Annotated in this window: 13 protein-coding genes; 12 read left to right on the top strand and 1 reads right to left on the bottom strand. The window is 47.5% G+C overall.

Annotated elements, in window-relative coordinates; all coding sequences use genetic code 11:
* The first annotated feature begins 133 nt into the window (after positions 1-133).
* The gene (adhP, locus tag PRUB_RS25065; protein WP_010380830.1) at positions 134-1,150 is read left to right on the top strand and encodes an alcohol dehydrogenase AdhP; all 1,017 of its coding nucleotides are present in this window, start codon (positions 134-136) and stop codon (positions 1,148-1,150) included.
* Between the two features lie 70 nt (positions 1,151-1,220).
* On the opposite strand, the gene PRUB_RS25060 is transcribed toward adhP, so the two are convergent.
* Positions 1,221-3,389: a fasciclin domain-containing protein gene (locus PRUB_RS25060; RefSeq protein ID WP_010380828.1), complete on the bottom strand. Its 2,169-nt coding sequence runs from the start codon at positions 3,387-3,389 to the stop codon at positions 1,221-1,223.
* A gap of 608 nt (positions 3,390-3,997) precedes the next feature.
* On the opposite strand from PRUB_RS25060, the gene PRUB_RS25055 reads away from it, so the two are divergent.
* The 11 genes from PRUB_RS25055 to PRUB_RS25005 all read left to right on the top strand — a co-directional run bounded on the left by PRUB_RS25055 (position 3,998) and on the right by PRUB_RS25005 (position 11,790).
* Positions 3,998-5,149 (top strand): AAA family ATPase, encoded by a 1,152-nt coding sequence (locus tag PRUB_RS25055; protein WP_010380826.1) that lies wholly within the window; start codon positions 3,998-4,000, stop codon positions 5,147-5,149.
* Between the two features lie 111 nt (positions 5,150-5,260).
* Entirely contained in the window at positions 5,261-6,487 is a 1,227-nt protein-coding gene (locus PRUB_RS25050; RefSeq protein ID WP_010380823.1) for an AraC family transcriptional regulator, read from the top strand.
* A 229-nt stretch (positions 6,488-6,716) separates the two neighbouring features.
* On the top strand, positions 6,717-7,016 hold the full coding sequence (locus PRUB_RS25045) for a RebB family R body protein (RefSeq protein ID WP_010380821.1): 300 nt from the start codon (positions 6,717-6,719) through the stop codon (positions 7,014-7,016).
* Positions 7,017-7,150: 134 nt separating this feature from the next.
* Positions 7,151-7,417, top strand: a complete 267-nt coding sequence (locus PRUB_RS25040) for a RebB family R body protein (protein ID WP_010380819.1) — start codon at positions 7,151-7,153, stop codon at positions 7,415-7,417.
* 70 nt (positions 7,418-7,487) lie between these two features.
* Positions 7,488-7,754: a RebB family R body protein gene (locus tag PRUB_RS25035; protein WP_010380817.1), complete on the top strand. Its 267-nt coding sequence runs from the start codon at positions 7,488-7,490 to the stop codon at positions 7,752-7,754.
* Between the two features lie 78 nt (positions 7,755-7,832).
* Positions 7,833-8,024: a RebB family R body protein gene (locus tag PRUB_RS25030; RefSeq protein ID WP_010380815.1), complete on the top strand. Its 192-nt coding sequence runs from the start codon at positions 7,833-7,835 to the stop codon at positions 8,022-8,024.
* Between the two features lie 14 nt (positions 8,025-8,038).
* Positions 8,039-8,374 carry a RebB family R body protein gene (locus PRUB_RS25025; protein ID WP_010380814.1) on the top strand — a complete coding sequence of 112 codons (336 nt, stop codon included), beginning with the start codon at positions 8,039-8,041 and terminating at the stop codon, positions 8,372-8,374.
* Positions 8,375-8,415: 41 nt separating this feature from the next.
* Entirely contained in the window at positions 8,416-8,775 is a 360-nt protein-coding gene (locus PRUB_RS25020; RefSeq protein WP_010380813.1) for a hypothetical protein, read from the top strand.
* A 39-nt stretch (positions 8,776-8,814) separates the two neighbouring features.
* Complete coding sequence (locus tag PRUB_RS25015) at positions 8,815-9,822, top strand: hypothetical protein (RefSeq protein ID WP_010380811.1); 1,008 nt, start codon at positions 8,815-8,817, stop codon at positions 9,820-9,822.
* A gap of 14 nt (positions 9,823-9,836) precedes the next feature.
* Complete coding sequence (locus PRUB_RS25010; RefSeq protein WP_010380810.1) at positions 9,837-10,343, top strand: hypothetical protein; 507 nt, start codon at positions 9,837-9,839, stop codon at positions 10,341-10,343.
* Between the two features lie 25 nt (positions 10,344-10,368).
* Complete coding sequence (locus tag PRUB_RS25005) at positions 10,369-11,790, top strand: hypothetical protein (RefSeq protein ID WP_010380808.1); 1,422 nt, start codon at positions 10,369-10,371, stop codon at positions 11,788-11,790.
* Position 11,791: the final 1 nt, after the last annotated feature.

Below are 11,791 nucleotides of genomic sequence, written 5' to 3'. Positions count from 1 at the left end.
ATTCTGACCAAAAGTTAGCGACGCAGTGACGAACCTAAAATGAATACACAGTCGCTGGCGAGTTTGCGCCGGATCAAAATATGTCAGTTTTAAATCTCTATACTCGTGGCTAACACCTTCAGGAGAGACTCTTATGAAAGCCGCGCTCGTTCATGCATTTAAACAACCTTTAGAAATTCAGACAGTACCCAAGCCATCATTGACCCCAGGTTCAGTACTGGTTGAAATTGCTGCATGTGGTGTATGCCATACAGATCTGCATGCCTGTCACGGGGACTGGCCCGTTAAGCCTAAACTCCCCCTGATCCCAGGTCATGAAGGCGTGGGCACTGTCGTGGCAAAGGCCGACGATGTGACCCATTTGTCCCTCGGAGACAGAGTTGGCGTGCCCTGGCTGCACAGTGCCTGTGGCCATTGCGAACACTGCTTAAAAGGAGAAGAAAACCTCTGTCCACAGCAGCAAAACAGTGGCTATTCGGTCGATGGCGGTTATGCACAATTTACTAAAGCTGACGCCAATTATGTGGTTAAAATCCCCGAAAATGTGCCCTTTGTCGAAGCTGCTCCCTTGTTCTGCGCAGGCGTAACAACCTACAAAGCACTTAAAGTTTCAGGAGCAAAACCGGGTGACTGGGTATCGATTGTTGGTGCGGGCGGTTTAGGTCATCTGGCGATTCAATATGCCAAAGCTATGGGCCTCAATGTCGTGGCAGTGGACAGTGGCGACGATAAACTTGCTCTGGCTCGCTCTCTGGGTGCCGATATGGTTGTGGATTATACACAGCAAGATCCTGCTACTACGATACAAGAACAGCTTGGCGGCGTTCAGGCGGTAGTATGTACAGCAGTTTCTAAATCAGCTTTTACGGCTTCTTTTCATAGCGTTAAACGTGGTGGAGTGTGTGTGCTGGTTGGCCTGCCACCAGAGGAAATGCCAATTCCCATTTTTGATACTGTGCTCAAAGGCGTCAGTGTCGTGGGCAGTATCGTCGGTACCCGCCAGGATCTGGTTGAATGCCTGCAATTTGCAGCAGAAGGTAAAGTAAAAGCCATTGTTGAGACCAAACCACTCGAAGCCATCAATGAAGTCTTTGATAACATGCTTAATAATGACATCACTGGCAGAATTGTTCTGACGCTTGATGAATAATCACCACATAAAAAAGGCGCAACATTAAGGTCGTTGCGCCAAAGCCTCATAGGAAAGGTGAGGAAGGGAATTAATCAACCGCAGTGATCACGGTATCAATCAGGTGTACCACGCCATTCGCAGTGTAAATATCAACCTGGGTAATATTGCTACCTTCAACCTGTAAACCAGACGTGGGTAAGCTCAACTGCCACCATTTGCCACCAACACCCTGGCCTGTTGCATCACCCGGGTTAGCGTCTTGTGCGAACATATACAGTGGGCGACCTAAATAGGCAGCCTGCATGCTGCCATCCAATCTGGCGATCAATGACAAACCAGGAATATTCGCAACCTGCTCCTGCGTTGCAATCACAGGTGGCCAGTTGGTCGCGCACGCATCAACACATTGGCTATTAGCGAAAGTCAGATCATCGTCGAACACGTACAATGTTTTACCTGCCATAGCTGCACCGGCACCAGATACCAGTCTTTGGTTGGTTGCATCATAAGCTACCATGTCGTTCTCAGTGTTAGCCGTTGCAACAAAATCAACCACCTTGAGATCCAGCATATTGGTCGCCAGTGTTTCGACCTGCTTACCGTTCAGGCTGTAAGCCAGTGAAGACGATGCTTCCAGCGGTAATACATGCTGAGTCAGCACTTGTGTTAAACCTGCCTGGTTGGCCAACAAGGCAGTCAGATCTGCCGCCGGGATTTTCTGGAATGCGCGATTAGTCGGCGCAAAAACGGTGAACTGCTTAGTGGTATCGGATAGCGCTTCAACCAGATTTGCCGTCTGAAGTGCCGTAACTAAGGTTGACAGGTCATCCGTTTCAACCGCGACATCCACGATGGTTTTTTCGCTAGCCATTTTATCCATAGGTGGCATAATCACTTTGTCGAGCACATGGATCACGCCATTATCTGCTTTTACATTAGCAGTGCGAATAACGGCATCATCAATAAACAGCATGCTATCGACTATGCTCAAAGCGCTTTTGTCAGCATTTGCCATAGCCACCATATTATCTGCAGATGAGGCAATACCAGCTGCCGCATCTGACATCACACTCTGCCCTGCAACAACATGATAAAGAAGAATGTCTTTTAGCTTGTCGGTGTCTGCGGCCAGCGCATCTAACGTTTCCTGACCCAGTGCTGCGAAGGCAGCATCAGTGGGTGCAAAGACAGTAAACTTAGTCGTCGGATCGCCTAAGGTTGCATCCAGCCCTGTCGCGGTTACCAAACTCAATAAAGTGTTAAATGAACCAGCGCCCGCTGCTACTTCAGGAATAAGGCCCAAAGATTCAGGTACGCTAATATCGCCAACAACCACGGCATCCAGCACATGAATCACCCCGTTAGAAGCCGGAATGTCGGTTTGCGTTACCGTTACACCAGCAAATTTCAGCATATCAGTTGCAGCATCAATCGCGACGCTTTGCTGATTTTGCTCCAGCGTAGTGGCATTTTTGCCGTTCAGTGACATAGCGGTCACAGAGTCCACTTTGCCCGCCACAATATGCTGCTTGAGGATGCTGCCCAACACATCAGGGGTGGCCAGTAAGGTGTTTATGGTTGCCGTGCCCAATGCAGCAAAAGCGGCATCGGTTGGAGCAAAGACGGTCAGCTCGTCACTGCCAGTGAGTGCGCTGGTCAACCCTGCTGTTTCGACCGCTTTCAGAAGGGTTGTAAAATTGCCGGCCTGCGTCGCTACCTGTGCAATGTTGGCTGTTGATGTTGCGTCACTGGGCGGCATTAAGACGGCATCAATGACATGGATCACGCCATTGTCTGTCATGATGTCAGTTTGTGTGACCGTTGCCGTGTTAATGAGCAGGTTATCACCCGACAGCGACAAGGCTAGCTTAGCGCCGTTCACAGTTTCAGTTGTCTGCCCGGCTAAGGAAAGCGCTGTTTCCGCTTTCACTTCAGACGCAAGGACATGATAAGTCAGTATTTTGCTCAGGGTTTCCGGGTCTGCGAGCAGGCCATTGATGGTCTCTTCGCCTAATACAGCAAAGGCTGCATCAGTCGGTGCAAATACAGTGAAGGTATTCGAGGTATTGTCTAGCGTTGACGTCAGACCCGCAGCGTCAATCGCCGCTACCAGTGTATTAAAACTACCTGCTGCCTTCGCAGCATCATAAACAGAGTTCTCTTCTGGTGGCGTAATGACAACTTCATTATCGTCGTCGGAACAAGCCGCGAGCAAGGCCAGGGTACTTATAAACATTATTTTTATCAGTGCTTTCACGTTCTTCTCCATCAAAGGTGGTCAACAATCGAGCAATACGCACCCTTGTGAAACAAAGATCAAGAAAATTTAAAAATCTTTAAACATGTCGTTTTTATTTGCGGTTAAAGCGCGTGCAAAAAACACATAAAACAGGCAAAGGTCCCAAATTAAATTGCCCTAGCGAGCACGCACCAGCATGCAAAAATGCCAAACCACCTATAGTTGGTCTAAAAATAGGTGTAATAACTTGTAATACCAAAGCCATTAACATAAAAATAAAATTAAAGACATGGGTAGTAAATAATTTGATAGTAATAATGTCGTAATAATTAAGTACATGCCAAAGGAGCTAACTATGAACACTTCCAGCCACGGAAGAATTGCAGTAAATAAAACAACTCTGCGTTTGCTGAGAAAAAAAAGCACTTAGCCGGGAGAAACTCGCCCAGGAGTGCAGTAACAGACGACTGCCTGTTTCGGTTTCCACAATAAAGCGTGCTGAAGCGGGAAAACAAGTACTCGGTCGCACTATACAGAGCCTTGCCAACTACTTTCAGGTCAGTATTGACACACTCATTAACGATACCGATGCGCCTCCCTGGATTTATCGTCATTTAGTAAAAGATATGCCCAATCCCTGTTTCGGCAGAGAATGGGAGCTCAATCACCTCCATTCTGTGCTCAACCTGGCGCTAAACCGCGGTGCGTTGCAAACGCTTTATTTACAGGGGATGACAGGCGCCGGGAAAACCAGCTTACTGACTACTTTTGCCACACAACTGACCACAGCGGGTAAATGCAGCCTTATTTTTTCATGTGATGCTTCGACTGAAAACGCGCCATCCCCTTTCTCTGTGCCGTCTTTTATCAGAGCACTCATGTCTGTCAATGATACGACCCCCAGCCATGACATTCGTCAAAAAATAGACCTGATAGCCAGCAGTGCACTTTGCACATTGCGCTTACGTCAATGGCTAGGCAACAGTTTAACTCAGAGCGAAACGGATACGCTTACTCTGTTATCCAGTACTCGAGTTAAACAATTAGATAAACAGGTTGCGCGGAACCTGCTCGCTTATGCACGCCACAAAGGAGTTTCAGCGGTTATGATTGACGGTGCGCACAACTTACCGGCCAATGCACTCCAGTTCATTCATTTATTCATCTCGTGTGACGCTCAACAAGCTATCGCATTTATTATTTCGGCACAGCAAAAACACGCCTTTATCCATCCACCAAAATGGCTCAGCCATGCCCACACCATCATCCTTAAACCGTTAGACCCGGACACCATGATGCAGATTGCCAATCACACGTTACTCTGTCAGGGCAGAGTGCCTGATAAACACAGAGAACAGACAGCCGATGCCATAACGCGTGCGCAAGGAAACCCCTATTTCCTGAAACAACTTTTATCTGATCTGGATCCCGTTGTCACTCTGCCTGATACATTACAACACTTTGCCCGTACTTGCTTAAACTCAATGCCCTGTGAAGTAGCCAGTACACTTAAGTTTGCAGCCAGTCTCGGGCTGTGTTTCAACACGCACCAACTACAACAATTCAATGACAATGAGAAAATCCGTGCGCCGTTATGTGTATTACACAAAATGCTCTGCAGCGGGCTGGTTAAACAAAGTGATGATCACTTTTGCTTTGTGCACCCGCTTGTTCAGGAAGCACTGAAAAGCCAGACAACACGCAGTGAATTCAGCTGGTACACCTACCCCAGGCATCACCACCCCAATCAATGCCCGAATCAAGTGACCAGTAACTGACCCAATATCGGGGCACATAAAAAAATACATTTTCCTTGACCACACGGCATGCGCTTCCTGCCCCCGCTGGAAGCGCCTGTTTTTCATACACTCTGAAAACAAGGAAATACCATGTCCACACTTTTAAAGGTAACACCCGAAACACAGCCCTGGATTGGCAGTAGTGACGCTCTTTTTAGTTTAAAACAGCAAATCAGTCTGCTCGCTCAATGTAATCTGCCAGTCCATATCATTGGCCAGCCGGGCAGCGGTAAACATTTAGCAGTCAGTCACCTGCATCAAATAGGCAAGACCGAATCACAGCCACTGATAATTTCATGTGTGAACCATTGGGATGACAAGTGTGCAGCCACACAACTGGATGCGCTTATTTCACAATCACTGAGGGGCACGCTATACCTGAAAAACATAGATGCGCTAAATAATGACCAGGCAGAAGCTATCAAAGACTACTGGCTTAACCTCAACACCAATGCCCAGGCACCGAGGCTGATAACGTCAACCACAATACAAAAGCATCAACAAGCATTAACACAGACACAGCAAAGTTCATTTTTAAACTGGCTACATTATCACTGCCTTGAACTGAGTGTCCCCACGCTGGCGCAGCGACGGGAAGACATACCGGCGTTATTCAACCACTACAAATCAACCTGTCAGCACATCGCAAAGCTTCAAATAGATGAACAAGCCATGGCGCTGCTGACAAACTACTGTTGGCCACATAATGCAAAACAACTCAAGCGTTGCCTGGATAAGCTGTCTTTTTTGAGTCATCAGCAGGAAATCACCAAACCAACATTGGTTAAGATCTTTCCCGCTATGAATGATGCACACAATCAATACTCAGAGACACTGGAACCCGTCTCAGCAAAGCAAGTAAATGATGAATTCAGCGCATTAATTCAATCTCTGACGGCCTGCGAAGACCCGCATGTGTTTGAGTCTCAGCATCGAGACTCAGATCTGTATCCCGCCCCGGTCATTCAATTGCAAGCGGCCAGTAAACCCCACCCGGCGCTCGCCCGGGCGCTGGAATATATAGATGAAAATTTCAAAAAGCCACTTAGCCTAAGCGAGGTTGCCAGCTATGCGTGTGTCAGCCCTTCTCACCTGTCATTTTTATTCAAACGCTACGTAGGTCAGTCATTCAAACAAACTTTGTTGCGGATCAGAATCAAAACGGCAATGGCACTGTTGCGGGAAGATCCATACAGTCAGGTAACTGAGGTGTGTGATGATGTTGGCTTTTCTGATCTCAGCTTTTTTGTCAGAAAATTTAAATCAGTGGTGGGTGTCAGCCCCGGTGTTTACCGTGACCAGAGGACTAAACACTAACACCCAAGGAGCCTGGTGCTGATGATATCTCTTGTCAGCACTGACAAGCACCGACAAATCTACCAACTTATCACTCAGATATACCAATCAGGTTAAGCGTTACTGCCAATTCCCACTAATGGGCTTTGATTATACTGATTGCAGTGTTTGGACGACTCCATGAAGACCTGATGAGCCGAACACAAGAATCGTATTTTCAATCAAAAACTCAAAGCAAATAGGTGAAATTATGGCATTTCCAACCGCAGTTAACGACCAAATTACGGACTCCGTCACTCAAGCCAATGTCAAAGTACTGGGCGATGCGCCCGCTATGTCTATGGGCAACCTGTTTCAGGCAACATCTCAGGCATTAGCCAACGCAGCGCACAACGCAACTTCTGCGCAGCAACAAGCAGCAATGACAGCCCAGGCAGCAACTACGATGGGCGTGACAACGCTTTACTCTATCGATACAGCAGTAACCGGAAGCGCCACCAAACGTATTTTGCAACCGCAAAGACAACCCGTAGCTGGCTTAGGTAACTAAGATCCTATGTCCGGGCTTGCTCACAACCATTAAACACGTTGGCATACGGGTAAATACCGGATAACAGTTCACCTACACTGATTATGACAGCCGGAACACAGGCTGAATTTGTAAACATTAATAAGGACGACACTATGGCTTTTCCAACCGCGGTAAACAGTCAAATAACAGACTCTGTTACACAAGCCAATGTACAGGTGCTGGGCGATGCCCCATCCATTGCGATGGGCAACTTGTTCCAGGCAACCTCGCAAGCGCTGGCTAATGCAGCACACAACGCAACCGCTGCACAACAACAGGCAAATATTACCGCGCAAGCGGTAACAACAATGGGTGTGAATATTCTTTACTCCATTGACACTGCAACGACTGGCGTCGCCACCAGCAAGATCTTTGCGTAACAAAGTCGGCTCAGTCAACAACAACCGGGCTGTATTGCCCATTATATAAAACTCTAAAAGGAAAATAGTTATGGCATTTCCAACCGCTGTAAACAGTCAAATTACCGATTCAGTCTCACAAGTGAACACTAAAGTACTGGGAGACGCACCTGCTGTCGCCACAGGTAACTTTATGATTGCAACCAGCCAGGCGTTATCAAATGCTGCACACAATGCGACATCTGGCCAGCAAAACAACAGCGTAACTGCTCAGGCTGCGCTTGTGCAAGGCGTAGATACCTTGCTGGGCCTTAACACAGCGACGACGGCGGAAGGCATTTCACGCGTATTCCGTTAAGTCGCTCAGGGTACTGATACTGGCTATCAGTACCTCTTTCGTCTGGTTCACACCCGCTACATATAAGGAGAAAATATAGTGCTAAATACCTTTAATGCACAAGCCTTTTCGCTGGCGGCGGCGTCTACTTCAATGGGCCATTCAATTTCGTTGCTGATGGAAAATGCAGTTCAAAACGAAGCAAGAAGCCAGGTTACATCCAGCGCGGCTGTCGCGCAATGCTGTGCACTCATGATAGCTGTGGGCACTGCTGCAATTAAACCAGGATAACGAGGAAAGTCTTTATGAGTACAGTCAATGACCAAATTACCGACTCGGTAAACCAAGTAAATACCCTGATGATGGGCTCTGCCCCTGTGCAGTCAATGGGTATGCTTAATGTCGCCGCAACCGAAACCATAGGTATGTCGATGTTCAACGCCATTTCAACGCAGCAAAATGCGCAAACATCTGCCTCAGCAGCAGTGGCGGCCAGTTGCGCAAAAATGCTGCAACAATCACCACCCATGCCCGAGAAAAAACCGGCGCCCGATGAAAAGGCGGATCTGAGTCAAATAGAAGCACTCGTTCAGGAGCTGCTTAAACAGCACACAGATGCGAAAGATAATTCACAATCTTAGGGGCACTAACAGCACAAGATTAACCCAAAGAGGCACAGCATATGAACGAGTTAACCAATGTCGGGCCATCGACACAGGCATCACTGGATATAATTAAGAATGCCAGTCTGAGCGGTGAGCTAAACAAGCTCTCGGGTGCCGGGAAAGCCTATCAGTCGGTCTCACAATCGACGGCCATAGCTATCCAGGACGCCACAGATAATCTAAGGAATATCAATACAATGGCAACTACGGCTATGGGTGTAGCCATTTCCCAGATGCTCGCGACCGGGAATGTACAAGAGTTCACTGGCATTATTGAAGCCGCAAATAAAATGGTTGAAAATGGCACCAAAAACTTTGGCGAAGTAGGTAGCTCAGCAAGCGATTTGCTGGAAAAGTTTCCAAGTGGCGGTAGCTAGATAGACGCCGACAGTACAGTGTCGGCTAAAGAGGCAATTATGACGATCATAGTAAATAATAAAGAGATCGAGCAATTAGAACAGTTTTCGGACAAGATTCAGACACTGATCCAATTTCTCAGTCAGGGAGAGCAAAGCGTCAACGCATTAATTCAGCAAAGTGATACCCTGTCATTTTCTTCTGAGGCACAGTTTGTTGAGCAGCTCTATCTGGGGCTGATGAATTCAACTTTGATATATCTGGATAAAATCCCCTTGTCTGTAGATGTTAAAAAGTTGCACGAACTAAGCACCAATGACCTGAGGGATTTAGCTGTATTCAGTAGTCATGAGTCAGATACAGACAAAGCAAGATTGACGGGGATCCTATCCAAATATCGTTTAGTAGACAGCGCTAATCTAAACAAGATTGCGTTATTTTACCGACGCTACAACCTGAATTACCACGCGCTTGGCTGGGGTGCCTCTTTTAAAGATCAGCTAACACTGTACAGCGTAATATGTTTTAGCGAAGAAACCTACGAATTGTCTAATCAGCTCGTGATCCCAGCCTGTCAATGGGCAACCAAACAAGCGCAGAACCTCAGCGAGTTTGCCCACTACTTTTGTATCTACCTTGCCTGGAAAAACAGTCGACATGGGCATACAGGCTCCCCTGATGATCTGGTCGCAATGCTCGCCCCGGTTGTTATCAATAACCTGGATTCACCGGTTGTCACGTATGAACTGCAAGCCATAGATTTACACAATGCAATCAAGCAATGGCATGAAGGCGGTAAAAACCTTGGGTTTAGCAGTTTTAGCGCTGGTTTACTCAACATTGTGCTCAATATTGACCTGGATAAAGCCGATGTAGTACAGGCAGCAAACGACTACCTCACGGCATTGCAAAGTGCATTGATAAATACGCTTGCCAATGACAGCTATGTCTGTCAGGCAGGGGAATGTCGGCATTACCTGTTTAACCTGCACCACAGTGAAGCCGTACTCAATGTGGATAGTCAGGGGTGTTTAAGCCTGTTTAACCATTGGCCAGTGGCTGCTTAATTAAAGGAACTACCATGAACTCGACGCAACCAAAGAAAGCCGCATTTCAACAGCTGTCTCAGGCAGTGATGCCAACGCAACTAAACACCATTTTATCAGACATAGATACCATGCTGGCCAGTGCCAGACAAACAATAGATCAGTCATTGCAACAATCATCACAGCTTGTTGATCAATCGCGTCAACACCTGTCCCTGATTAGCCAGGCGCTCGAAAACACGGCTTCACATACACACACTGCTGAGAGCGAAGACCAAAATCTGGCTGAGGGCACTGTAAATACATATCAGGACGACCAGATACAATCGCAGTTACAACAGCAAGCTGAACACCTGGAGGCGCAAAATGCACATATGAAACAGGTCTTTACTGAGCAGGAGCTGGCCGCAAAAAAAAGTGCAGAAGCCGCACAACAAGCCATGGAAGCAACCCTGAAAAACATGGAACAACAATTAATGCAGCAAAACCAAGCCTTTGAGCATGAGGTAGCACAACCAGCCGCTGAGTCCGGGGGCGAATAGCCCTTCGCAACAGGAATAGCATGCGATGATCAAAATCAACTTTAAACCCGTGGCCTTGTTACCTGATGAGAAAGTCAAAACCGCTGCCGCAACCCGGCAAATGAAAGAGCTAATCACTCGCCTGGTTGATGCACCTATGTACCATACCCTGACGACAGAGGACCGCCAGCAACTCATTGAAGAAGGTTACGCCCCTGACTTAGTAGACAACCTGGTGTTAATCACGCTTAGAGCGGGTGACCAACCCAGTGATACGATTCAGACCGGATTTAATTATGGCGCATTTGATACGGCGTTGTTCTCAGCAGAGCACCTCAAGTCACATTTTCAGCATTTAAACCAGGGGTGCTGTGGCTACTGTGAGAGCTACTTGTCGGCAACCAATGCCGGCAAAATCGGCCATATCAGGCCTGTTGAACTACTGGAAAAAAACGCCCCCCCACAACAAGCTCGGGTTGTCACATGCTCGCCCTACTACCTGCTGGCCTATCAACAGGAAAACCTGATCTATGTCTGCGATGCTTGCAATGACAAATACAAAGGTGGCCAATTTCCACTGATTGGCCAACGCCTCCCTGCAGTGAGCATTGACCAGGAGCAACCACTGCTCGTCAACCCTTATACGGATGAGCCCAGACACTACATTCGCTTCGACCCCGTTACAGCTCGCGCCTACCCCTTCGATTTACTCTGTGCCTATCTGATGGATACAGGTGCGATGAGCTTTGCTGAGGCTGAAAAAAAGATCTGGTCTCACCCTGAAATTTTGCAGCACACCTCTGACTTATCGCAATTACCGGGCTTTGCTGAGTGGTTTCAGTCTTTAGGTCAGGAAAAAGTCGCACAGCTCAGTAAGGGCTATACCAGCATTGAGATGCTTGGGCTAAATCGGCCAGAATTGGTCGTTGCACGGCTCGCGACGCTTGGCCAACTGCACCGGGCCTATACCCAATTTAAACGCAGTGACCACAAAGATTTACCTGTGTTTATCGATACATTGCCCATCTTGCAATATAAAAGTATGAGCATAGATGCCCTGCACACCTGGCATCATCAAACCAGCACACTGACAGCTGGTGAAAACAAAACAAAATCAATCACTCATCAAAGTAGTACAGCCGCAGGCGACGCCTTTCCTAACTGGTTTAGAGCGTCATTACGCTATTGTGTTGAAGAATCCCAGCTCGCGCAAACCCAACGACGTAACCTGGTATTTCTGTCTGCTAAAGACAAACTATATGGACAAAAAGCCAAGGAAAAGTGCGTCTTCCTGCCACTTGACTGGCAACAAGACAAGCACAAACTGATTAAGGTACGCTCCCATCGAAATATCTGGGAAACCTCTTTTTCCGAGCTCGCCAGTTCCAGACCCATGGAGTTACTTAACCTGTTTACCCATAATCAGGTCTGGGTTGAAGGGCCATTTGACGCACTCCAAAGTGCATAAC

The sequence above is a fragment of the Pseudoalteromonas rubra genome (assembly GCF_000238295.3).
Classification (GTDB): Bacteria; Pseudomonadota; Gammaproteobacteria; order Enterobacterales; family Alteromonadaceae; genus Pseudoalteromonas; species Pseudoalteromonas rubra.
Note: the sequence above shows the minus strand (reverse complement) of the source record. Positions and strands in the feature narration are given on the sequence as shown.